19 protein-coding genes are annotated in these 24,066 nt (G+C 43.6%); 11 read left to right on the top strand and 8 right to left on the bottom strand.

The window, feature by feature from the left end; all coding sequences use genetic code 11:
* Positions 1–54 precede the first annotated feature (54 nt).
* Both tsf and rpsB read right to left on the bottom strand, forming a co-directional pair.
* A complete protein-coding gene (gene tsf, locus V144x_RS11935) occupies positions 55–891 on the bottom strand; it encodes a translation elongation factor Ts (RefSeq protein ID WP_144985382.1) in 837 nt (278 codons plus the stop codon).
* 149 nt (positions 892–1,040) lie between these two features.
* The gene (rpsB, locus tag V144x_RS11930) at positions 1,041–1,793 is read right to left on the bottom strand and encodes a 30S ribosomal protein S2 (protein WP_144985381.1); all 753 of its coding nucleotides are present in this window, start codon (positions 1,791–1,793) and stop codon (positions 1,041–1,043) included.
* Positions 1,794–2,160: 367 nt separating this feature from the next.
* Here rpsB and V144x_RS11925 point away from each other — a divergent pair, with 367 nt between their 5' ends.
* On the top strand, positions 2,161–4,071 hold the full coding sequence (locus tag V144x_RS11925) for a GTPase domain-containing protein (RefSeq protein ID WP_144985380.1): 1,911 nt from the start codon (positions 2,161–2,163) through the stop codon (positions 4,069–4,071).
* A gap of 19 nt (positions 4,072–4,090) precedes the next feature.
* Complete coding sequence (locus V144x_RS11920; RefSeq protein WP_144985379.1) at positions 4,091–5,935, top strand: GTPase; 1,845 nt, start codon at positions 4,091–4,093, stop codon at positions 5,933–5,935.
* Between the two features lie 4 nt (positions 5,936–5,939).
* Here the strand turns inward: V144x_RS11920 and V144x_RS11915 are convergent, their stop codons facing one another.
* Complete coding sequence (locus V144x_RS11915) at positions 5,940–6,341, bottom strand: thioredoxin family protein (RefSeq protein WP_144985378.1); 402 nt, start codon at positions 6,339–6,341, stop codon at positions 5,940–5,942.
* A gap of 301 nt (positions 6,342–6,642) precedes the next feature.
* On the opposite strand from V144x_RS11915, the gene V144x_RS11910 reads away from it, so the two are divergent.
* Entirely contained in the window at positions 6,643–7,410 is a 768-nt protein-coding gene (locus tag V144x_RS11910; RefSeq protein WP_144985377.1) for an undecaprenyl-diphosphate phosphatase, read from the top strand.
* A 16-nt stretch (positions 7,411–7,426) separates the two neighbouring features.
* On the opposite strand, the gene glgX is transcribed toward V144x_RS11910, so the two are convergent.
* Together glgX and V144x_RS11900 are read right to left on the bottom strand one after the other, a co-directional pair.
* Positions 7,427–9,523 carry a glycogen debranching protein GlgX gene (gene glgX / locus V144x_RS11905; protein ID WP_144985376.1) on the bottom strand — a complete coding sequence of 699 codons (2,097 nt, stop codon included), beginning with the start codon at positions 9,521–9,523 and terminating at the stop codon, positions 7,427–7,429.
* 474 nt (positions 9,524–9,997) lie between these two features.
* On the bottom strand, positions 9,998–10,516 hold the full coding sequence (locus V144x_RS11900) for a hypothetical protein (protein WP_144985375.1): 519 nt from the start codon (positions 10,514–10,516) through the stop codon (positions 9,998–10,000).
* Between the two features lie 494 nt (positions 10,517–11,010).
* On the opposite strand from V144x_RS11900, the gene V144x_RS11895 reads away from it, so the two are divergent.
* Entirely contained in the window at positions 11,011–11,919 is a 909-nt protein-coding gene (locus V144x_RS11895; protein WP_144985374.1) for a hypothetical protein, read from the top strand.
* Positions 11,920–11,945: 26 nt separating this feature from the next.
* Here the strand turns inward: V144x_RS11895 and V144x_RS11890 are convergent, their stop codons facing one another.
* The gene (locus V144x_RS11890) at positions 11,946–12,932 is read right to left on the bottom strand and encodes an alpha/beta hydrolase (RefSeq protein WP_144985373.1); all 987 of its coding nucleotides are present in this window, start codon (positions 12,930–12,932) and stop codon (positions 11,946–11,948) included.
* Positions 12,933–13,201: 269 nt separating this feature from the next.
* Here V144x_RS11890 and V144x_RS11885 point away from each other — a divergent pair, with 269 nt between their 5' ends.
* The 4 genes from V144x_RS11885 (at position 13,202) to V144x_RS11870 (ending at position 16,515) form a co-directional block, all read left to right on the top strand.
* A complete protein-coding gene (locus tag V144x_RS11885) occupies positions 13,202–13,594 on the top strand; it encodes a ComEA family DNA-binding protein (RefSeq protein ID WP_144985372.1) in 393 nt (130 codons plus the stop codon).
* Positions 13,595–13,823: 229 nt separating this feature from the next.
* Positions 13,824–14,129 carry a DUF485 domain-containing protein gene (locus V144x_RS11880; RefSeq protein WP_144985371.1) on the top strand — a complete coding sequence of 102 codons (306 nt, stop codon included), beginning with the start codon at positions 13,824–13,826 and terminating at the stop codon, positions 14,127–14,129.
* A complete protein-coding gene (locus V144x_RS11875) occupies positions 14,126–16,081 on the top strand; it encodes a sodium/solute symporter (RefSeq protein WP_144985370.1) in 1,956 nt (651 codons plus the stop codon). Before V144x_RS11880 ends, V144x_RS11875 begins: the two co-directional genes overlap by 4 nt.
* Positions 16,078–16,515, top strand: a complete 438-nt coding sequence (locus tag V144x_RS11870; protein WP_144985369.1) for a DUF695 domain-containing protein — start codon at positions 16,078–16,080, stop codon at positions 16,513–16,515. The genes V144x_RS11875 and V144x_RS11870 overlap by 4 nt, the downstream gene beginning before the upstream one ends.
* 31 nt (positions 16,516–16,546) lie before the next feature.
* Here the strand turns inward: V144x_RS11870 and V144x_RS11865 are convergent, their stop codons facing one another.
* Both V144x_RS11865 and V144x_RS11860 read right to left on the bottom strand, forming a co-directional pair.
* Positions 16,547–17,509, bottom strand: coding sequence for a bestrophin (locus V144x_RS11865; RefSeq protein ID WP_144985368.1), 963 nt, complete (start codon positions 17,507–17,509; stop codon positions 16,547–16,549).
* Positions 17,510–17,578: 69 nt separating this feature from the next.
* On the bottom strand, positions 17,579–18,772 hold the full coding sequence (locus V144x_RS11860; protein ID WP_144985367.1) for a PP2C family protein-serine/threonine phosphatase: 1,194 nt from the start codon (positions 18,770–18,772) through the stop codon (positions 17,579–17,581).
* 249 nt (positions 18,773–19,021) lie between these two features.
* Between V144x_RS11860 and V144x_RS11855 the strand changes: the two genes are divergently transcribed.
* From V144x_RS11855 to V144x_RS11845, 3 genes are all read left to right on the top strand, one after another.
* Positions 19,022–20,641: an arylsulfatase gene (locus tag V144x_RS11855; RefSeq protein ID WP_144985366.1), complete on the top strand. Its 1,620-nt coding sequence runs from the start codon at positions 19,022–19,024 to the stop codon at positions 20,639–20,641.
* A 35-nt stretch (positions 20,642–20,676) separates the two neighbouring features.
* Complete coding sequence (locus V144x_RS11850) at positions 20,677–22,146, top strand: sulfatase (protein ID WP_144985365.1); 1,470 nt, start codon at positions 20,677–20,679, stop codon at positions 22,144–22,146.
* Between the two features lie 108 nt (positions 22,147–22,254).
* Positions 22,255–23,811, top strand: a complete 1,557-nt coding sequence (locus V144x_RS11845; RefSeq protein ID WP_144985364.1) for a UxaA family hydrolase — start codon at positions 22,255–22,257, stop codon at positions 23,809–23,811.
* The last annotated feature ends 255 nt before the right edge of the window (positions 23,812–24,066 follow it).

Raw genomic sequence — 24,066 nt, 5'->3', positions numbered from 1 at the left:
TATAAAAAACGCATGCGCGATATCAACACACATGCGTCCTCTGTTTTCATAAGACTAATCGCCGATGCTTGAACGAGTAAACGAAACAGCCTCCAGCCCTTTTTCAGCTAAAGCCTGACCGACTGTTTTTGAATCATCAACTGCATAAGGCTGATAAACCAATACCCCTTGTTCAACAAAAAATGTTTTCATACGACCATCAACAATTTTGTCAATGATATTATCTGGTTTGCCGGTTGCTTTGGCTTCGGCAACCAACCGATCTCGTTCTGCTTGAACCAATGCTGAATCTAATTCGTTTTCATTAACGGCAACTGGTTTTAAGGCGGCAATATGCATTGCAACTCCTCGTAACAAATCATCATCAGCTGTTTCTCCGGATGCCTGAAATAAGACTCCTGTTTTGCCATCGTGATGAACATAGCCACCTGTCGGACCTTCAGAACGAGCAATACGAGAAACGACAATTTTTTCACGGATTTTGTTGAGCATATCCATGAAATCATCATTCAATGTTTTTCCAGGTGATTTTTCAGATGGTAACGTCATCAGCTCTTCGACCGAGTTGACATTAGGATTTGCGAGCAGCTGGTTAGCACAAGCATTCGAAAAATTGACTAAGTCTTCTCCCCCCGCCACAGGAGCAGATTCACAGACAACTTCCAGCATTACGGTCTGAGACCCATCTTCACTGGAAAGAACAGTAATCCGACCTTCAGTCGTGTCATTTCCACTACGTTTTAGCTGAATTTTACCCGCTTCTTCACGCAAAATTTCAATCGCTTTTTCCTGGTCGCCTTCGGCTGCCTGCAACGCCTTCTTACAAGCCATCATGGGCAAATCAGTAATCTCACGTAATGCTTTCACGGCTGCAGCTGTAATTTCAGCCATCTCTCTAATCTCCTTTGAAATCAATTGAAAGCTCAAATGATTCTAATGCTAGACTGGTTTCTATGTTTTCTGTTCGATGCTTCTCTGTTTACCATTTGCTCAATCTGGTCAGAAGAGATCAACATCACAATTTGTTAATGGCATTTCTATTATATTGAAGGAACTGGTTTATGCTCTTCATCACCGGACTCGCCATCGTCTTTTTTACCAGTATCAGGAAGCTTGCTTTTACCTTGAATAATAGCAGATGCCAATTGATTCATCACCAATCGGATAGACCGAATGCTATCATCATTGCCGGGAATGGGCAGATCGACTTCATCAGGATTTGAATCGGTATCAATTAGCCCCACCACCTTGATTCCCAAGATGTGTGCCTCATGGACAGCATTTTTCTCCTTGGTGGGATCAACCACAACCAAAGCTTCAGGTAAACGGTTCATCGTGCGAATCCCGTTCAGATTGCGAAATACCTTTCGCTTTTCACGCAGCAAAGTAGACTGCATCTTTTTGGAATAGGAATTAATTTCGCCTGTTTCGTCAAACGATTCCAATTCTTCCAGGCGTTTCAACCGACCACGAACTGTGCGGAAGTTTGTTAAAGCCCCTCCCAACCAGCGTTCGGTCACATAAGGCATTCCACTGGCGATTGCTGCTTCCTTAATGGGACCCTGTGCCTGCTTTTTTGTTCCTACAAATAAAATTAAGCTACCCTGAGAAGCGACCCGTTCCAGATAGCGTTTCCCGCGCATAATGCCACGCACGGTCTCTTTTAAATCAATAATATGAATTTGATTCCGACGTCCGTAGATATAAGGACGCATTTTAGGGTTCCAACGGCTGGTCTTATGGCCGTAGTGGACACCCGCTTCAAGAATTTCTTTCACAACTAAATCTGACATTTTCAAACTCCTCTTTTTAAATGGGCACATGACCTTCGATGGGCCACGTTCTTAAACAATTACAATCAATAGTCTTAGCTATTGAAGGCGTCAAAATATCCTACAAAGATAGCTATGCGCAACCCGAGCGACAAAACGCAAAGAACTGCTCACAGCAGGATAGTATCGGAGTTATTTGCACCCGTCAAACCTTGCGACCGTTAATTCATTGAATTGAATCGAATTTGGAGCCTGCTAATGGCCAATTGGACTCATCCTGAATCCAGGGACGCGATATACTGAATTACCTTCGATTTTTGTAAGAAATGACTCCATATAACGAATCTAATAATCAAAAACTCCCTTTTATTTGTGATCTCTTTTCGAAATGTCATCTACCCTGCACGAATTTTCCAATCTCACCCAACAGCTCAGAGACAATCTGATTGCGCTCGAAAGGGAAACCAACCGGCTTGATCTCTCAGGCCTCAATGATCGTGAATGGTTTGAAATTCTGCAACGAAAATTGATCCCACAACTCTCCGACCATGTCTATCTGGTCGTTGCTGTCGTAGGTGGTACCAATATCGGCAAGAGTGTGATCTTCAATCATTTGGTGAATCAACAAAATAGCGCCATTAGCCCCCTGGCATCTCAGACAAGACACCCAGTCTGTCTAGTCCCTAAAAACTTTGAACAAAATCATAATTTGGACAAAATTTTTCAGGGATTTGAGATGATTCCCTGGTCATCTCCTGAAGATCCTCTCAAAGTAGATAAGCAACACTTGTTATTTTGGAAAAGCAGTGAAACTCTGGCCTCTAATTTACTTGTACTGGATACACCAGACATCGACAGCGATGCGGAAGTGAATTGGGAACGTGCAGAACGAATCAGACAATGCGCGGATGTATTGGTCACTGTGTTAACACAACAGAAATACAATGATGCCGCTGTAAAACAGTTTTTTCGTGAAGCAGCTCGTGAAGACAAAGTCGTCATCACCATCTTCAATCAATGCGAACTGCCAGACGATGAAGTTTATTGGCCTTTGTGGCTTAATACTTTCTGCCATGAAACCGGAGTACGGCCTGAATTTGTTTTCATTGCTCCCAATGATCGTCAAGCCGCTACCAGCTTGCAGCTACCTTTTTATGCTCGGTCATTTGAACCAACAAACTCTCAAACTGAACCAGTCAATACTAATACCGCTCCTTCTGATGCTCCCTGCGATTTGATGGAGGTATTATCTCAACTGCATTTTGGGGAGATCAAAGTTCAAACACTCAAAGGCGCTTTAAACTATCTCGTCGAACAAGATACCGGGGTTCCCACCTATCTCCGGGAGATCAAAACTCGCAGTAATGAGTTTCGTTCTGCTTCTGAGTTACTCTCGGAAAATGAATTAGCGGAAATCGAAAATTGGCCTGCGGTACCGAATGCTGTGATCATTGATGCTGTCCGCAAGTGGTGGCAATCTCAAAGAGAAGGTTGGTCAGCTCAGGTACATGGTTTTTATAATACAATTGGATCGGGAGTGCTGTGGCCGCTTCGCTATATTAAATCCTTGCGAACCGAAGAAAAACGCCCTCCCATGGAACTTTATCGCGAACAAGAATGGTCTGTCGTGCTACAAACGATTGAACGAATTTATGACCGTCTTACGCTCGTCAGCGAATTAGGAAACGAATTATTAACCAATCGACTGAAAACATTACTTAGTGGCACCTCGCGCGAACAACTACTGAAGACTCTGCATCAAGAGCATTCTGATTTAGATCTCACTGCTCAACTTCAAGAGTTAATCAATAGTGAAATGGCATTCTTTAAAAATGAAAGCCCACAATATTATACGTTTTTGAAACAATTAGACAGAGTTGGAGCTGTAGCGCGACCTGCCTTGAGCGTCGGTTTATTTTTTGTTGGTTTTGGCGCGGTTGGCGATGCGGGTACCCAGCTCGTAACTAATACCATGATTCAGTCAGTGGTAAATGTAGCCGGTGATGTTGCCGGAGGGGCTGCGGCAACCACCGTGGGAGAGACAGCAGTTAGTAGCACTGCGTCAACAGGTATTGGATATCTTGAAGCAAAATTCCGAAGATTTCACGCAGTATTTGCACAACGACGCACAGAATGGCTGGCGAACGCTGTTCGAGAACACTTATTGAAAACACTTCCAGAGGAACTAAAATCAGCCGTTGACCTTCCCGAATCTGAAGTTTATCTGGCAGTACAGAATTCGGTATTGGAACTAAAAAAACAGTTAGGCCAACTTTCTGTAATAGAAACAAGAACTTAAAAACAGGAATTCATTCCTAATGCCTACATCTGAGTTAGCCCAAATTGAAATGCTGGCAGCCGTGGATCGTTTAATTCACCAGCTCAAATTATGGAGTGAGCAGAAAACCGGCTGGAAAACAGCAAACCACTGTCAGACAGTGATTCGCCAATTACTACCCCGGCTGGATATGTTACGCGTACGTCTTGAATCCCCGCTGGTAATTGCGACCTTTGGTGGAACAGGTACGGGTAAAAGTAGTTTGGTCAATGCGTTAATTGGTTCTTATTGCACAACATCAGGCCGACAACGTCCGACCACGACAAAACCAGTCCTCATCGCTCATCCAGAAACAGACCTGGATCGCCTAGGATTAGACTTAAGTCAATTTCAGGTTGAACAAAAGAAAATTGATGAACTACGTAACATCATTCTGATTGACTGCCCAGATCCTGATACCTCTGAATCCACGGGGGAGGAAAATAATCTCACCCGCTTGCAACATATCATCCCGCTGTGTGATATCCTGCTTTATACTTCAACTCAACAGAAATATCGATCATCGCGTGTTTCAGAAGAACTAAAAGAGGCAGCCATAGGTCGTCGTCTGATCTTTGTACAAACTCATGCAGGTTTAGACGAAGACATTCGAGACGATTGGAAACAACAACTTTCGCATCAGTTTGAAGTTCCAGAAATTTATTTTGTCGACTCCGTACGAGCCCTGGAAGACCAACTGGCTGATCGACCATTACAAGAAGAGTTTGCTAATCTACAAAACATCTTAAGTACACAACTTGGAAAATCGGAGCGTTTGCAGGTAAGGCGTGCGAATTTGCTCGAATTAATTCAGAATGCCATCGATCATTGTTCACAAAAAATGAACACCGATTTACCAGCCATTCAAGAACTGGAATCGTTTCTAAAACAACAACAGACAGCACTCACGACTCAAATGTCTCAAGAACTCCGTAAAGAGTTACTCATCAGCCGTAATCTCTGGGAACGGCGATTACTCTCCTGCGTCTCTGACTCTTGGGGCTTCAGCCCGTTTTCTACGATGCTACGTGTTTATAATGGCTTGGGAAATCTATTTGCTTCTGCCAGCTTATTTCGAGCAAGAAATTCTGCACAAGTCGCACTGATTGGAGCACTTCAAGGCGCGCGGTGGATTGGAAACCGTCAAAAAGAACACGCGACAGAAGACCGCTTAAAGCGAATCGGATCTTTTGGGTTGGATGACAATAAGCTGAGAGAATCTCAATTATTAATTGATGGTTATGCACAGGAAGCAGGTCTTGAAACAACCCAAGCACACCTTTCCGGCTCGCTGGAAAATATTCAATCAGAGGCCGCTTCCGTCGAAGAACAGTTTCTGAATGATGCTGGCACAAAGATTGACGGTATTATCACAAAGCTAGCGCATAAAAACTCGGGATGGTTCACCAGAATTTTGTACGAGACTCTGTTTCTCTCATTGGTTATTTATGCATTGGTCCGAATTGGAAAGAATTTTTTCTACGATTCGTTTCTGGATGAAACACATATCCTCGCCATTGATTTTTATGTCACAGCGGGCGTAATTTTTCTAATTTGGTCTGGTTTTCTGGTGATGATGTTTACCAGAAAATTGAAACGAGGCCTCGAACAGGAAATCAACCAGCTTTCTGACAATCTCGCAAAAGCAAAATTATCCCACGGACTTTTTCCGCATTTAGAAAGAGAATGTCAGCAAGTCCACTTTCTACAACACTCACTCGAACGCATGAGAAGTGAAGTTCATCAACTACGAACCGAGGTTGCTACTTCCAAAATCCTGGGTGCCTGGAAAGTAACTGAGGCTATAACAGGTAGTGGCTCTGAAGCACCGCATATTACTTCATAATAAGTTATTTACGATTGTAGAACATCTCAGCAATACTATAAGCATTAAGTGCTCCCGACCGGCTGACCTCTTTGCCATCGATTAATAATATCAGAGTCGGTAAAGATTGCACACCATACTTGTCGCTTAGCCCCTGATTCTGGTCAACGTCTATAACTCGAATATGGTTTGACTTGTCAGAACCAATATCCCAGTTCTTTTCTTTCAGCGCGGGAAATTCGTTTGTTTTCATCTGCACACAGGCGGGACACCAGCTGGCGGTAAACAGGAGTATTTGATGATTGGATACATCTTTCTCCATTTTAAATAATTCAACGACATGCTCTGGCAGTTGAGGCATTTCCACTGTTTTCATCGGCGCCAAAGAAAGAGATAACACCATTGTCACAGGTATGAGCGTATTCATTGTTTTCCATCACAATCAAAGAAACAGATTGAAAGCACTTTTGACAGTAGCGAGCCACGATAACGACTCTCCCCAACCCATTCAACCGTCAAAGTCGACTCAAATTGACAAGATTTAAATTCCTCGTTATAGAGTCTCTTGAATAGCCTCTCATGGTTTCTACCAACAACGACACGCACAATTACATCTCAAACCTCTAATTTCATTACACTTACGACACACCTCCCATTCAGCTATAATTTCATCTGAATTGCCCATAGAAGAACAGTCACACACGCCTTTCCCTGGGAACGATTTCAAAATGACCTGGTTAAAAATGACCCTGCTCTCAATCATTCAGGGAATTAGTGAGTTTCTTCCGATCAGTTCTTCAGGGCATTTAGTCATTGCCGAGAACCTACTTGGTATTCAGGCAGATCAGACCGATGTCAACATTGTGCTACATGCGGGGACTCTGCTTTCAATACTGATTTTTTATCGCAGAACAATCATATTACTAATGACTCAAGACCGAAGAGTCGTTCCACTTATGATTGTGGGCACACTTCCTGTGGTCGTGATTGGTTTGGCTGCGAAAAAATTTGCTGAGCACATGCTGGAAAGCGCATTACTAGCAGGTTGCATGCTACCCATTACAGGGCTCTTTCTGTTATTAATTCCCCGTATTCCCCCGACAAAACAAAGCTACACGGAAATATCTTACAAGCAAGCGTTAGTTGTTGGTTTCGCACAGGCGGTAGCGATTCTGCCAGGCATTTCTCGCAGCGGTAGTACGATCGTGGCAGGTTTGCTCACAGGAATGTCAAGGCAGTCCGCAGCTACATTTTCTTTCCTGCTAGCGGTTCCCGCGATTCTGGGAGCCACTATTCTTGAGGTAATCGAAATGCTAACGCATAAACACGTCAGCACGCCGTTAAGCCTATTGGCTATGGGAGCGGCAATCTCTGCCATTATTGGATTAATCGCACTGGGATTACTGGTCCGTTGGCTAGAGAAAGGAAAGCTACACTACTTCGCATACTGGTGCATCCCGCTGGGAATTCTCATTGTCATCATGCAGTTAGTTTGAAATAGAGCATTTAATTTCATCGGCGTGTGTCACGTCGCACATAACAACGTAATGAACGAGCAGGTAGAACTGAGACTCTTGGATGTAATGTTGCTCCATCTCGCTTAGGGAAAATGTCAAGCGGGGACTGCGCGGAAGTATCAATTGTCAAATTCCATTCCTTGGGTTTGATACCAACTGGCAACTCAAATGCCTGTGCATCAGGAGAGGAATTCACCAAGATCATGATATCAGAACCATCGCGAACCCGACGCGAAGAGTGTCTTGCTCCAAGAATTGACAAGAGGCAATGCGTATCTTGCTTCCAATCTACACTTTGCCCCATCACATTGAACCAACTGATATCAGGCAGCTTTTCAACACCATCTGAGTGTCCTGTGAGAAATTTTCGCTGTCTTAACGTCGGCTCACAAAGTCGGAAATGAATCAACTCTTTGCAAAATCGATATAAACCGTTGTACTTTTCGATTAACGACCAATCGAACCAGGAAATAAGATTATCCTGACAATATGTATTATTATTCCCACGTTGCGTCCTGCGGCATTCATCACCAGAGAGAAGCATTGGAACGCCCTGGCTCAGGAACAGAGTCGCGAGCATGTTCTTAATCTGCCGCTCTCGCATTCCGTTAATGGCTGGATCATCAGTAGGTCCTTCAACACCAAAATTCATACTGATATTATTGTTTTCGCCATCCTGGTTGTCTTCGCGATTCGCATAATTATGCTTGTGTTCATAGCTCACGAGGTCATTTAAAGTAAAACCATCGTGGGCCGTGATAAAATTCACACCATGAAACGGTTCACGACCGGTTTGTTGATAGAGATCGCTCGAACCAGAAAGCCGAGTGGCATAGTCTCCCAATGTCGGAACATCTCCGCGCCAAAAACGTCGAATATCATCACGATATCGCCCGTTCCATTCAGCCCAACGCATGTGTGAGAACGAACCCACTTGATAGGCACCGGCCGCATCCCAGGCTTCTGCGATGAGTTTTGTATCTGCCAACAAAGGATCTTCAGCAATCGCTTCAACCAGAGGAGGACTTGGCACAAGATTTCCACTTCTATCACGGCTTAAGATCGAGGCCAGATCAAAACGGAAACCATCAATGTGATAGTTGCAAGTCCAGTATCTGAGGCAGTGAAAGATCATCTCTCGGACAACTGGGTGATTACCATTGATCGCATTTCCACAACCAGAATAGTTTTTGTAGTATTTCCCACCTTGATCAAGATGGTAGTAAACTTGATTTTCTAAGCCTCTGAAAGAAAGCGTGGGACCATTCTCATTCCCTTCAGCCGTGTGATTGAAAACGACATCCATAATGACTTCGATACCAGCCTCGTGCAAAGCACGAACCATCTCTTTGAATTCGCGAACCTGAGCCCCAGGTTCTGGATTTGTTGCAAATCCTCGATGAGGTGCAAAGAAAGCCAGAGTTTCATAACCCCAATAGTTTTGATGATCTGTAAAAGAACCATCTGGCTCATTCATGGGAAATTCATGAACCGGCATCAATTCGACAGCTGTTACTCCTAGATCAATCAGGTAGGGAATCTTTTCAATCACACCTAAATAAGACCCAGGATTTTCAACGCCACTAGTAGGTGAATTTGTAAATCCACGCACATGCATTTCATAAATGACCGTATCAGCCAAGTGATGTCTAACGTGTCGATCACCGTGCCAGTCAAATTGATCATCGACGACAACACACTTCGGCGGGCGAACAATACCATCGGGTGAAGGTTGGAAATTACCAGCCAATGCTTTGGCATAAGGGTCTATCAGACGAGCACGCTTATCAAAACGCTGACCGATCTCTGGCTGAAAAGGACCATCAGCTTGAAAATGATAAAGTTGCCCTGGCCCGATTCCAGAAATAAAAGCGGTCCAGATATCTCCCAACCGCCCATATTCTTGATTGAATTTAATGACTTCTGACGGCTCTAAATCTTCAACATGGTCGTAAAGCAGCAACCACATCGCCTTTGCTGAGCGGCTATATACAGAAAAATGCACTCCATTATCCTGTGGAACTGCTCCATAGGAAAATGTATGCATTGAGTGAATCGGGGAACTTAAAGAATGTACCAATTCGCGACCCATTAATTAACCTATTCCACTAAAAACATTTTTAAACAAATCACCTTGAAAATTTCGTCTTTTTGTGAATGTCGAAAAAACAGAACTTTCAATTCTACTTAGTGATTTCGTCTCTTCATAGTATCAGATGTCAATACACGACACATCCACTATTACTAATCACTATACCTATACTTCGGCGCCCTCCCAGTGAATAATCATGTCTTTTTTGACTTCGAAGTTAGTTATCTGGGATCGGTGACTGCCAATAAAAAAGATCGAGAGAATAAGCCTTTTGTATTTTATTCAACTAAAACTCAGGTTAGATACATATTATCTGATTGTTCCAAGCAGTTAATCAAGTAAAACAAATTTACACAGTACACTTTTAAAATAGAAAAAACTGAGCTACTGAAAAAACAGTAGCTCAGTATGTTCTTAACCGCATTGTAAACCCTGTCTTAAGAATCTTGTTTTCTTAATAATCACACTTTCAGATTACCGGAAAAAAGGATCATTACGGATAGAATTGCTTGGGGTATAAGGCTTGTAAACTGGCCGACTTACAGGTTGGTAAGCTGGACGATAGGTCGGATATTGCTGTGTAGAATTCCAATTCGTCCCTCGATAACCTGTATGATTTTGGTAAGGTGCCAGGTAACGAGTCGTACCACAGTTTCCTCCAGGACAGTTACTATAACCATAGCCTGTTGAGCAATTTCCGTTAGCACAAGGGCTTCGATACCCAGTCGGATAACATCGACCATTCACACAATTGGCTCCTCGATAGATAGATTGTCCACGATAAGACTGATGCCCTCTATAGCTGACTGGTGAAGTTAACGCTCTAAATGGTGATGTCACTACATCTAACACTCCACCAGGACGTGGTTGAAAAAATGCGGTCTTAGTCTCTGATGCAAAACCAATTGAATTGTGATCAGCTGCTTCTGCCTGATCTGAAACGAGCAGCATCGAAGCCAAACATATTGTCAATGTTGTTAATAAACGTGTCATCTTAAATTCTCCTCATTTTAATTTTATTGCCGAATAATTGTAATCATTTAAACCAACGAGTGGTGAATAATATCAATTGCATTCGCCATGCCAAAACGAGAACCCAAAATAGCTCATCAATACTTATCAACAATCATAAAAAGCACTTATATCTTTAACAGAAACACAACCAAATCATTTACGCAACACATTGCACGTTTTTTTTGTAACAATTACGACACCATAAATACAAAATGACCTCTCCAAAGGAGGGTCGATTCACACTAGGTAATATTTAACAGCATCATTTACTACTTAGTACGGATATAAAAGGATTTAAGTTTTAATTCCAGATGGATACATGTCATCATATTGATAATCATGAGCTTCAAACGCTGGTGACAGATCCGATTATTCTGAATAGGCGCTTTTGCCGATATTATTTATAAATTCCCCCCTTCATTTTCATGCTGTAGAATTTTTTCATTTCACCAAATTCTTTGATCACCCAATCTATGAACCAATACATCAAAAAAGTCGATCAGTTAGCGGCAGCCCCTATGTTTTTTGGCACTGTTTTGTTCCTCGTTTTTTTTGCTGGTACTTTGCATTTATTTAATGTGGAATCGCCGGGAATCGCGTTAGACATCTGCAACTGGTGTCTCTTTCTGATCTACCCATTATTTATTATTGAAGCAGTAACCCACATAGCACTTGGAAGTCCAAGGTGGAAATTCAATCTACTTTATTGCCTCATTCCACCATTACGAATCTGTGCACGCGACCAAATGACGGGACGGGCCATCTGGTTTCCGATTCTTGCATGGCAGGAAGTTACACCAGAGTTTCGAGAGAGAATCAGAAAATCGTTTTCTGTGCCACTACTATTGATAGCACTATTAGTACTTCCCTTGTTTGCCGTTGAACTTTATTGGCAAAAGCAAATTGAATCCAGCGCCATGCTGGCTGACTTGACTGCAATCGCAACCGGTTTCATCTGGTTTGCATTCACACTGGAATTCATTGTGATGATTTCGATAGAAGAAAAACGCTTGGAGTACTGCCGGAAACACTGGATTGATCTCGCCGTTATTTGCCTACCAATGATTGCCTTTATGAGGGCGTTGAGAATCACCGGGTTACTGCGACTGCAACAACTCACAAAATCAGCCCGGGTTTTTCGGCTCAAAAGTTTGATTATGAAGCTTTATCGTGCAATGCTGGTACTGGAAGTTGTGAACCGTTTAATGCATCGCAATCCTGAAAAAAGTATCGCACGACTTGAAGTATTGCTTGCCGAAAAAGAAAAAGAAGTGGAAGAAATCAAAAAAAGAATTTCGGCTCTATCTGAACGAATCGCTATAAATTATTCTGAAATGCCTGAGCAACAGGAAATACAGAGAGAAAATCGCAGAGCAGCCTGACACCTGATTAGAATGAGCGAGAAATACTATTCTTCACGATCATAGCGGGGTCTTCGATCAGACCAGTCGCCAGGCAGTTTTTTGAGATTCTTATCTAGAAATTTAAGAATATCAATTTCCAGTCCTAGACGCTTCCCAAGCATATCAGTGCCTCGTAACTTTCCACGGTACTCCTTAAACACGTAGTGCATCTTCAACTCCTTTGGCACGGGAGTTGGAGACAATTGGGTAAATAGCTTTTTAGCAGAACCTCTATCAAGTGAATCCCCCACACCAGAACAAACGAAAAAAGCAATTCCATACATGGGATCTCGCAATCGCATTGCTGGGCGTGCTGAGGTAACTCCTGTTACACTGTTAACAGGTGAAATTAATACCATTGCCCTAACAGTTTGTCCTTTGGGGGTTTTGGCTGCGAGAACAGGTGCATCATCATAAGGAATTTTACTCCAGTCAAACAGGGCATAATTTAAAGCAATTGGGACACTCATATCTGAGGCGATAATTGCTGTCTTCTGCATATTCAAGCGTTTTTTCTGATGTTCTTTATAGAGAAATCTCCAGACTGCTTCCATATCCAGCGCTATCATTGCCTTGTAATCTAATGAAGACAACTTTGACTTTGTCCTCCCTTTTTGATTTTTGTTTCCCCCTTGGTCAGCTGAGTTCCCTTTACTTTTCCCATGTTTCCTCAAATCAACGGAAACGACTGCATATCCATTTTGCTGTAAAATAGACGCAAACTGGTTATCCCACGTTCTTTTACTCCCCCCTTTCCCATGCAAAAGCACAACAACGGGCGCATCGGCGGCATTACTCGATTCGTAATAGGTGATGGAAATTGGCCAACCACCTTGCGCAGTTAACGTAACTTCTTTCGGCTTGGGAGGCCCTTTTGAGTCTTTATTACCCTGTGCATACAAAGCACTCGTAGTCAAAAGTGAAATGACCATGAATGCAAAAACTGTTTGGGCTAACTGAATCTTCTTCATACAGAGGAAAAAGTTTTTCACAGGGACTCCTCATAGATGGGATAAAATCTTTTCGGCTTCAAGCTTGCAGTTTCGGGGGATCCCGATTATCTATCCAATATGTTAACTAATTTATACCTTTATTCTATGGATAATTTGTAGCGAGGTCAATTAGTGGTCTGTAGTTTTAAGTCCTTTAACGACACCACGATCAACCCTACTATTCATATTTGAGCCATACGATAACACTATTTTCAAACTGCAGAACGACTCTTTGTGTCATTTTTTACTATTTGATTGGCAGAAGACACATGCAGGAAGAACATCCTGAGGAAACGCCGAAACCATTTCTGGGACTGCAAAGAGATGACCAGTTTTTCCTGGGTACGCTCTTGATTACGATTCTGGTTCTTGCAGTAATCTATATTGGCCAACTTTCCCGCTGGGGTACTGAACCGATAGAAATCAAAAGACAAAACCATCTACCTTATGACTATCAAATCGACATTAACAAGGCGACATGGGTTGAGTTTGCACAATTAAAGGGAATTGGCCCAGTCTTGGGAAAAAGAATTGTTGCGTACCGAGACGAACATGGCCCTTTCCAATCTATTGATGACTTATTGATGGTCAAAAATATTGGCCCAGTAAAACTAAAAGAAAACCGAATTTATTTCAAACCAATACCAATTTCCCCTGAATAACTATGCAGACGATCAAGTCCTGTTTCATTTTTATCACAACGCTTGGCTCACCGACTCATTTTTTTCAAATTAAATGTCCTCAGATTCTCAATTCTTCTCCTGTGCTGTCTGTTGTTAGTTGATTCCTCGCTCATTTCCGGGTTGAATAGGCGTTTCAAACAATACTCCTGATCTAGCACTTCTGGCTGATTACGCCCGAATTCGCGTTCAATTAAAGGGTTTACTTTTTATGGCAGGTTTTGACCACGGGTCCAACGAGCCTGATGAGCAAGAAAACATCGAGACGATTAATCGTAATACTCGTTGGGGTCTCAAGCTATTCGCCGTTTATCTTGTCCTTTATGGCGGGTTCGTTTTTCTAAATACTTTCTCTCCTGCAAAAATGGAGGTCGTTGTTTTTGCTGGATTAAATCTGGCAATAGTTTATGGTTTTACTTTAATTATCGCTGCATTTGTGCTGGCGATTATCTATGGGTGGTTATGCCGTAATGATCTTTCCTCCTCAAGCTCTGAAAACGAGGAGGTAGCTCAATGATTTACGAACCCTCTTTCATGGCAGTGCTTGTATTCGGAGTCATTGTCGCCATTACACTGGGACTTAGTTTCTGGCTCGGCGCAAAAGCAAAATCATCAAAAGGTTACTTTGCTGCCGGTGGTGGGATCCACTGGTTTATTAACGGAGTCGCATTTGCGGGAGATTATCTCTCTGCAGCTTCGTTTCTAGGCATCTGCGGTATGATTGCCTTCTATGGTTATGACGGATTTCTTTATTCCATTGGATATCTGGCTGGCTGGATTGTGGCACTCTTTGTGATTGCAGAACCGCTCAAACGCATGGGGCGTTTCACTTTTGCCGATGCGTTAGACAGTAAGTTTCAATCGAGGGGTATTAAACTGGCGGCTGCCATCAGCACTCTCGTAGTCAGTATCTTTTATCTGATCCCACAAATGGTCGGTGCCGGCGTTTTAATTACACCGCTACTTGGATTCCCCCATTATGTCGGCGTGCTGATGGTGGGAACGATTGTCATTTTAATTGTTGTAACAGCAGGTATGGTCAGCACGACTTATGTGCAATTCCTGAAAGGTTCATTACTTGTTATCTTCAGCACGGTTCTGACCGTCCTGATCCTACAACGAGGTCTCTCAACAGATCCTGAAAATAATGGAAAACCAACACACCACTTCCAGATTTTTGGTCCTGCTGCTTCCAATAATATCGATTACTGGAAATCAGAATTAAAACTGGATGACAAAGACACACTGATTCCTTTGAACCAAGGAGCCTGGGCAAAAAAAGGTTTTCTTCAGCTCACCAAAGATAAAATTGTCAGTTATTGGAAATTAACAAAAAATTCAGAGCAACAATTCTTTCTATCGGAAACGCAATATCAACAAAAAAATAAAGATGGTTCGATTCTTATTAATGGACTGCCTCAAGGAAACGGTGAAGGACAAACCGATTTATATCCTGTGGGGCGCATCAGTAAGTTACCAAATAATGAAACGAAAACAGGCTCTCTGGGACCTGCGGAATTTCTCAGTACAATCCGCGAGAGTGAATTGATCCTCTGGGGTTCCGACACGATTAAAGAGAAAGATGGCACCGTTCTGACCATTTATTTCCCCAAGCCAACATCAGGCCATAAAGTTCTCAGTCCGGGCAATCACCCCAAGTTCGCAGGTATACGTGGCGATGATATTTGGGGGAAACTTAACTTCCTGTCTTTAATGCTTGCTCTGTTCTGTGGGACCGCTTCGCTTCCACATATTCTAATCAGATATTACACAGTCAAGGATCAAGCGAGTGCCAGGAAAAGTACAATTGTTGGTATCGGAAGTATCGGCTACTTCTACATTCTGACATTGTTTATGGGTTTCGGAGCCATGACTAGTGGAGCTCTCGATGTAACGAATTCCAATATGGCAGCCCCACTTCTTGCCAAAAGTATCGGCGACTGGCTGTTCGCGGTAATTTCTGCGATTGCTTTTACGACAGTCTTGGGAACTGTGAGTGGACTCATTATTGCTTCTAGTGGTGCTGTCGTACATGACTTGATGTCGAGCTTCATGAAAATCGAAATGAACGATTTTGCAAAAGTCCGCATTGCAAAAATCGCCTCAGTTGTTGTGGGTGTGATCGCCATTATTCTGGGAATTCTGTTTGAGAAGTTCAATGTGAATTATCTTGTTGGCTGGGCATTCAGCGTTGCCGCTTCTGCAAATCTACCCGCCTTAGTCATGCTGTTATTCTGGTCCAAGACGACGAAACAGGGCATTACAGCTGCAATCTTTGTAGGTATGATGTCCTCATTAGGATGGATTTTGCTAAGTGCGGACACTTATAAAGGCGTTTATGGACTCTCACCAGAGAGCGCTATAGTTCCATTCAGTCAGCCAGGCCTGGTTACAATTCCATTAGGCTTTCTGACCCTGGTAATCGTTTCACTCTTAACACAACAGAAATCTGTAGGAGCTAAACAGTGACAGAGCATCCAGCAGAGCAAGAATGGTTGACGGCAACCGCACTTGAAGACGAGTATACTGTCTTCTTTCGATTGCTACCAAAGATCCCGGAAGCGATTTCTACTGCTGATTTTCCAGATAGAATTGAGATTATCTGGTCTTACCAATCACCTAATGACACCGGTATGCCTGCTGCGGAAGATCAGCAAAGAATGAATGAATTTGAAGAACGGCTGGAAGAAGCCTGGTTGAATACGGGTATGGGTTATCCGACAATGCTGATTACCGGAAACCAGATCTGTGAATGGCAGTGGTATGTTAAACATATTGATCAAGCGCTAGAGGCGCTCAATGCAGCACTGGCTGATCTGCCGGAATTGCCAATTGACATTCACACGGAATCAGACCCCGACTGGTATGCTTATTCTAATTTCATGCAACAGATCACAAAATAACATTATCTTCTTCAGATCATTTTCTTTGCTCTCAAGAATTGGAATGTGTTACTTCAACTGTAGAATCGCCTGGTCGTGCTATCTCACAGGCATTCTTTCCAAATCGATCCAAAATTTCGTTCACAGTAGAACGGATCGTAATACACAAACCATCCAGATCCAAATCGTCTTCATCCAGACCAAATGGTTCTTCAACGGAATGCGCAATCACTTCGATCCCAATCATGAAATAGGCCAATATGATTGTTAGAGGCACAGTCCAAAACCCAAAGTCATCTACTAACCCCCAAGGGAGCGTACACAAATAGAGCGAAATACAGTGACGCACAAACAGACGATAGGAAGGCGAAAGACGAGTTCGGCGAATCCGCTCGCAACCTCCGCAAATCTCCATTAATTCACGGATCTCGGAATCCAAAACTCGTAATTCATCACCATCAATCACCCCCGATCTCTTCCAGCCAATCACTTTGCGGTAAATGAGATCCGCAATATAAGCGGGAATATGACGCGGAGGCGGCTCAATTTGCTCTAATTCAGGAAACATAGCAAAGTCATCATCCTCGCGTAAATGGTCCCGCAATGCTTCGGGAAAAGCGACAATTAAATTTCCCAGCTCCCGAAGTTCATCAGCACCGTAGTTAGTGAATTCACGAAATTTGATTGCCATATTTCGGCTGACATTTACCAGCTTGCCCCATAGTTGGCGGGCTTCCCACCAACGGGCATAGGAACTGTTTGTCCTGAATACGAGTAGTAAACCAAGTACTAACCCGAGAGTCGTATGTAAATCGGAAGACATGTCACCCAGACTCAAAAACTCTTCAGCATGAGTTTCTGAGACTCCAAGCGCGATCAGCAGTCTTTCGCTATGATTTTTGAGTACAGGGATAAGGCTATACATGCCTAATAATCCCGCATAGAGGGAGATACGTCCTAATGTTCCTAGTTTTTTCTCGATAAACGAAAGATTTAATTCGGCATCAGCGGCCATAAATGAAATTTCCCTATATCAATTAGACATAATTAGTCAGTCAATCTCGCGTCAGAAGATAAGGGAACTCTAATTTTTTCGCCCCAATAATACAACTGATGTATCATCGTGCCTGCCAGATCCGTCTGTAAAAGCGTTAGAATCACGGAACAAGTTCTCCAGGGCCGCTTCCAATTGAGAAGACCGAGACGCTTGCAATGATTGCATTATGCCAGGAATTCCAAATTCGCCGAAGGTCTCTTTTTCTCCAGGAAATGCTTCAGCCAAACCATCAGTGAAAATTAATAGTCGGCTGTCAGGAGGAATAATTGAGGTATGGATATCGTATTCAACATCGGGCACTATTCCAAGCGGGAGCCCGCCATCATCATTCGTGCCTAATTCATATGTCTTATTTGTCTCCAGTTCATGCACAATTGGAATCGGTGCTCCTGCTGACGTCCATTGAAACTCATTCGTCTTCGAATTTAAGATCCCATAGAGCAGCGTAATAAAGCCACCATCATCATTTACTATCGCCTGATTGCAAAGGCGATCATTCACATCGGAAACAAAAGCCGCGGTATCCAGATACTTGTTTGAGCGAATCATGCCCACTAAGGTGTGCATCGTCATAATCGACATGCAGGCTTTCATTCCGTGTCCCGATGCATCCCCCACTAACAAGACCAGATTTTCATCGTCCAGCATGAAGACATCGTAATAGTCTCCCCCCGCCAAAGTCACAGGTTGTCCGCCAAACACACGAATCTGTGACGATTCATAACGTGCCGTCACATCATATCTCTCAGGAGAGATGAGATCACTCGGGATAATCGATTCCTGTAATTTGCGTACCGATTCGACTTCTTCGCGCAAACGTTCTGCCACAAATCGTTCACGTTCCGCTTTGACAGAATCAACAACACTCTGCAAAGTCGTTTCAAGGAGAAACATAAAGTCCCCCCCTTCATCTCGAATAATATAAGCACGCATTCCCGCCGTTAAAAAACGGGCTACATGAAACGTCCCTTGAGTCGGACAGGCACCCACAACGGGAGTATCAAGATGTTTCTGACGGATTTGCTCGAAATGCTCAAAGGCCGTTTGAGGGTCGGGATTCATAATCGACATCAAAATGATATCCCATGACTGTCCATTTAAAACTTGTGAGAGAAACTCTTCAGTCGTATTACAGATGACCAAGTCATTTTCACTGACTCCAAGGTAGAGCGAAATAAGATCGCTCTCTTCTGGATTGTCCCAACCAATAAGAATTCGCATATATGGCCCCTGATAAAATCGAATTCACTATAATTTAACCGGATTATCATATATTATTAATAGTCTAAAATCGACAAAAATCTATTTGAATCGCGTGTTTGCAGGAACCCAAAAACTTCATTAATAACTTAGACTACCGGGTTATCAGACGTGTACATTTTCTTTGAACACAGGACGATTACAATTCTGTAATAAATTGAACAAGTCCATTTTTCATTCTAATGATTCGTTTTAAGCAAGGAGCCTTTTTTGCCTAATCATAAATTATTTGTTCGAAGTCTCATTAATGTTTTTTTGTTACTAGCTGTTTTTCAAACCTGCCCCTGCTTTTCAGCAACTGAAAGTAATAAACCAAACATTGTCATTATTCTGGCAGACGACCTCGGTTTTTCTGATCTCGGGTGTTATGGCTCTGAAATCGAAACGCCGCATCTAGACCAATTAGCGCAAGAGGGTCTACGATTCTCTCAGTTTTATAACGCTGGCCGCTGCTGTCCGACACGGGCTGCACTCATGACTGGTCTGTATTCACATCAAGCAGGTATGGGCTGGATGAATCGCAACGACAAACTTCCCGGCTATCAGGGGGAACTCAATGCACACTGCGTCAGTCTAGCTGAAGTGCTCTCATCTGCTAACTATCAATGTTACCACGTTGGTAAATGGCACCTCACGTATCGCATGCGGAAAGCCAATGAGAATTGGCCCCTTGGTCGCGGATTTCATCACGCATATGGAACAGGAGGGGGTGGGAATTATTTTGCTCCTAAGCCACTCTATGAAGACAACCGTCTGATCAAACCACCTCAAGAAGATTATTATATCACAGATGCCTTCAGTCAAAGAGCCGTTGATTACCTGAAAAAACACTCACAGAAACAAACAGGAAAACCGTTTTTTCTCTATTTGGCATATACGGCTCCCCATTTCCCATTGCATGCTAAACCGGCTGATATTGCCCGTTACAAGCGACAATACCAAACAGGCTGGGATCAACTCAGAGCAGAACGTCACCAAAAGATGCAAGAGATCGGCCTCATTAATTGCCCGCTCTCTGCCCGTGATCCTGATGCGAAACAATGGAACACACTCTCCCAAGCTGAGCAAGAAGAGTGGAACCTGCGAATGGCTGTGTACGCTGCCATGATCACCAGCATGGACCAAGGAATTGGCAAGGTACTCCAGCAAATCGAAGACATGGGAAGCGCAAACAACACCATGGTGCTGTTCTTGTCCGACAACGGTGCCAGTGCAGAATTTATCGACCGGGGACACCAACCAGGTGCAGTGACTGGCACGCGTGAATCGTTCCGCTGTGCAGAAGTTGGCTGGGCCAACACTAGTAACACTCCCTTCCGCTTTCATAAAATGTGGATGCATGAAGGGGGCATCTCGACACCTCTGATTGTGCGTTGGCCTGCACAAATCCAAAAAACGGGCGGATGGACGAATCAAACGGGGCACGTGATTGATCTGATGACGACCTGCATTGATGCTTCAAAAGCAAAGTACCCGACTATGAAAAGTGGTCAGAAAATTACACCACTGGCAGGAAAAAGCTTGCTACCTATCTTTCAGAATCCAAAGAAAACAGAACAACGGACACTTTTCTGGGAGCACGAAGGCAACAAAGCTATTCGTCAGGGAGATTGGAAGCTCGTCAAACAACACAAACAAGCTTGGGAACTTTACAATTTGAATCGTGATCGAAGCGAACTCACCAATCAAGCGAAAGTACATCCGGAACTGGTTTCTACACTTTCAAAATCCTGGAACACATGGGCCCAAAAGTCAAACGTTGTCCCTTGGGAAACATTACCTCAGCCCGGCTATCGTAAAAAAGGTCCGGCCTTTTATCGAAAAAAATAAACTTTCATTTGAATCTCTGATATCGGGATGACATCATGCCTAACCGCTACAAATTGCTGCTTTTCGTTGTCTGTCTATTTATTACGCCTGCTGTCGGTCTTTATGCGGCGGAATCACCACAGTCAACGAAGCCTAATATCATCCTGATTCTGATTGATGACATGGGTTGGCCCGACCCTACTTGCTACGGCCATGCATTTCATGAAACGCCAAATATTGATCAGCTTGCAAACGATGGTGTCCGCTTTACTGATTTTTATGCAGCTTGCCCCGTCTGTTCCCCCACGCGTGCCAGTATTCAGGCAGGACAGTATCAGGCACGTCTGCATCTGACTGATTTCATTCCCGGTCATTGGCGCCCTTTTGAAAAACTGATCGTGCCCGAGAATGCCCTTCACCTGCCACTGGAAATTGTGACTCCCGCAGAACTGCTGAAGACAGCAGGCTATAAAACCGCTTACTTTGGTAAATGGCATCTCGGTCCTGAATCGCATTATCCAGATAAGCAGGGCTATCAATCTTCACTCGTCACAAAAGGTCGCCATTTTGCACCGCGATTTCGAACTACTCCGAAATCGGATGTCCCCAAGAAAGCGTATCTGGCCGATTTCCTGACTGAGAAAACGATCGAGTTTATGCAACAAAACAAAACCCATCCCTTCTTTGTACAACTCTCGCATTATGCGGTCCACATTCCGCTAGAAGCCAAGCAAAAAGAGATTGAAAAGTATCAACAGAAACCAAAGCCTTCAACTGGCGTGAATAATCCGGTGTATGCCGCGATGGTGGCGCATGTCGATGAGAGTGTGGGGCGTATTGTGCAAGCACTCGAGGAATTACAGCTCTCAGAAAACACGGTCGTCATATTTAGTTCTGACAATGGTGGCCTGCGACAAACATTTTCTGGTGGCGAAACGGTTTCCACAAATGCCCCCCTTAGAGATGAAAAAGGATCACTTTATGAAGGAGGTATCCGGGTTCCACTCATTATTAAATGGCCTGGAGTCGCCAAAGCGGGAACAACCTGCGCTGAACCGACCATCAGCGTCGATTTCTGGCCTACGTTCGCTGAAATTGGAAAAGCAAAGTTGAAAAAACATCAAATCATCGATGGACTAAGTTTGGTCCCTTTGCTGAAAGATCCTTCCAATCGTTTTGATCGAGACGCAATCTATTTTCATTATCCCCACTATCATCATTCAGAACCCGCAGGCGCCATTCGTACTGGTAACTGGAAGCTGATCGAATTCTTCGCCGATGGCAGACGGGAGCTTTATAATCTGGAACAGGATCTGTCTGAAACAACCAATCTATCAGCAGCGATGCCTCAAAAGGCGGCTGAATTACAACAAAAGTTATCAGACTGGAGAAAAACAACCGCGGCTGCATTGCCTCAGAAAAATCCCAAGTATGATGCCCAGCGGTCGCCTGAGTGGTGGAGTCGACGAAACAATCAACCAATCAAGAATCGAAATCAGGAGAAAACAGGTAAAGCAAAAACATAAAAGATCAAGCGATCCCTTCTCACAGTTTACTCCCGGTTTGTTATCACATTGTGTATACTTCAAACCAGAAGTTACTACCTTTTCTACCTTTTAGATCGTAAGTCCAATATGTCATCAGCTCAGAATTCACCGCTTTTAAAGCTCCATTCAGACGATAATATCGCCATCGCTCGCAATTCCGTGACCGAAAACCAGGAGTGCGCACTCTCTGAAAACGAAAGTGTGACTACTCGAGAAAGTATTGACCTCGGCCATAAAGTGGCTATTCAGAATATCGCCAGCGGTGAACCAATCCGTAAGTTTGGACAGACAATCGGCTTTGCTACCATAGATATTCTAGCAGGTGACTGGATTCACAGTCATAATCTGGAATCAGGGGTCTTGAGTTTGGACTACGCCTATTCAACGGATGTCCCGACCCCACCAGAACCCATTAAAGGTCGGACTTTTATGGGCTATCGCCGTCCGAATGGGAAAGCAGGCACCCGAAATTATCTGGCGATTATCAGTACAGTAAACTGTTCTGCAACAGCCTCCAAATATATTGCCAGGGAATTGGCTCAGACGTCATTGGAAAATTACCCCAATATTGACGGTATAATCCCGCTGGTTCACAAAGGCGGATGTGCTATGCAATATGATGGGGAAGATCATCATCAGCTGATGCGGACTCTGGGTGGATTTGCAAAACATCCGAATATCGGCGCTTATGTTGTTCTGGGATTAGGTTGTGAAACTGGACAAGGTTCGTTTCTCTCTGAATCCGAAGGCCTTGTCCAGCTAGCGAACCCCAACGAGCCTCAAAACCAAGGCCCTCTAGTACTCAATATCCAAGATATAGGAGGCATAGCCAAAACAGTCAAAAAAGTAACCACAGTTTTGAAAGAGTATTTACCTCAGGTCAATGATGTCACCCGCGTTCCAATTCCGGTTTCAGAATTAATTCTAGGTACGGAATGTGGTGGGAGTGATGGAAACAGTGGTGTGACTGCCAACCCTGCATTAGGAATTGCCAGCGATTTTTTGGTTGCGCATGGTGCTACTTCAATTCTGGGAGAAACACCAGAGATTCATGGTGGAGAGCATCTTCTCACTCGGCGCGCTGTCACTCCAGAAATTGGCAAAAAGTTAGTCGACCGCATCAAATGGTGGGAAGAGTACACAGGAAAATTCGGTGTTGTAATTGATAACAATCCATCCGTTGGAAACAAAAGAGGTGGTTTAACAACAATTTACGAAAAGTCACTAGGAGCGATTGCCAAAGGGGGCAGCACTGCTTTGCGTGAAGTCTATCGATTCGCAGAACCAGTCACTGAAAAAGGCTTTGTGATCATGGACACTCCCGGCTATGACCCCGCTTCTGTCACGGGCATGGTTGCAGGTGGAGCGAATGTCGTAACTTTCACCACAGGCCGAGGGAGTTGCTTCGGATGTAAGCCGGTCCCTAGTATTAAAATCTCTACGAACACACCCATGTATGAGCGAATGCAGGATGATATGGACCTTGATGCTGGTAGAATTTTAAACGGTACTTCCGTTGAAGAGGTGGGAGAGGAAATCTTCGAGCTGATCATTGAAGTGGCCAGCGGTAAAAAAACGAAGAGCGAGATCCAAGGCATAGGAGATGAGGAGTTCTGCCCTTGGAGTATTGGGCCAGTCCTCTAATCCACGCATTCAACCCACTTTATTTCAGTTCTCAATTGCTCTCGAAAACTTCGAAACAGAGATCTGAGCCAATTCATAACATTCTCCCTATCTAATTATATATATTAAACTTATAACAAATTCATTTATTAAACCCACGTCTCAAAAAATGCACATGTGATCATTCTCTCTTTTGCCATCACAACCGTTAAAACTATTGAAACTGGAAAATTCGGTATCTTCCGAATAATCGCTACAGTTTACCACATGGCCTGT

This window comes from Gimesia aquarii (genome assembly GCF_007748195.1).
GTDB classification, from domain to species: domain Bacteria; phylum Planctomycetota; class Planctomycetia; order Planctomycetales; family Planctomycetaceae; genus Gimesia; species Gimesia aquarii.
The sequence above is the reverse complement of the archived record's forward strand: the minus strand, read 5'-3'. Positions and strand labels throughout refer to the sequence as shown.

Bases quoted from the DNA above. Each gene is read 5' to 3' on its own strand.
- V144x_RS11875 (WP_144985370.1), top strand. From the start codon at position 14,126: ATGATTTACGAACCCTCTTTCATGGCAGTGCTTGTATTCGGAGTCATT.
- V144x_RS11850 (WP_144985365.1), top strand. From the start codon at position 20,677: ATGCCTAACCGCTACAAATTGCTGCTTTTCGTTGTCTGTCTATTTATT.
- V144x_RS11880 (WP_144985371.1), top strand. From the start codon at position 13,824: ATGGCAGGTTTTGACCACGGGTCCAACGAGCCTGATGAGCAAGAAAAC.
- V144x_RS11910 (WP_144985377.1), top strand. From the start codon at position 6,643: ATGACCTGGTTAAAAATGACCCTGCTCTCAATCATTCAGGGAATTAGT.
- V144x_RS11885 (WP_144985372.1), top strand. From the start codon at position 13,202: ATGCAGGAAGAACATCCTGAGGAAACGCCGAAACCATTTCTGGGACTG.
- V144x_RS11860 (WP_144985367.1), bottom strand. From the start codon at position 18,772: ATGCGAATTCTTATTGGTTGGGACAATCCAGAAGAGAGCGATCTTATT.
- glgX (WP_144985376.1), bottom strand. From the start codon at position 9,523: ATGGGTCGCGAATTGGTACATTCTTTAAGTTCCCCGATTCACTCAATG.
- V144x_RS11900 (WP_144985375.1), bottom strand. From the start codon at position 10,516: ATGACACGTTTATTAACAACATTGACAATATGTTTGGCTTCGATGCTG.
- V144x_RS11845 (WP_144985364.1), top strand. From the start codon at position 22,255: ATGTCATCAGCTCAGAATTCACCGCTTTTAAAGCTCCATTCAGACGAT.
- V144x_RS11915 (WP_144985378.1), bottom strand. From the start codon at position 6,341: ATGAATACGCTCATACCTGTGACAATGGTGTTATCTCTTTCTTTGGCG.
- V144x_RS11895 (WP_144985374.1), top strand. From the start codon at position 11,011: ATGAACCAATACATCAAAAAAGTCGATCAGTTAGCGGCAGCCCCTATG.
- V144x_RS11925 (WP_144985380.1), top strand. From the start codon at position 2,161: ATGTCATCTACCCTGCACGAATTTTCCAATCTCACCCAACAGCTCAGA.
- V144x_RS11865 (WP_144985368.1), bottom strand. From the start codon at position 17,509: ATGGCCGCTGATGCCGAATTAAATCTTTCGTTTATCGAGAAAAAACTA.
- V144x_RS11920 (WP_144985379.1), top strand. From the start codon at position 4,091: ATGCCTACATCTGAGTTAGCCCAAATTGAAATGCTGGCAGCCGTGGAT.
- rpsB (WP_144985381.1), bottom strand. From the start codon at position 1,793: ATGTCAGATTTAGTTGTGAAAGAAATTCTTGAAGCGGGTGTCCACTAC.
- tsf (WP_144985382.1), bottom strand. From the start codon at position 891: ATGGCTGAAATTACAGCTGCAGCCGTGAAAGCATTACGTGAGATTACT.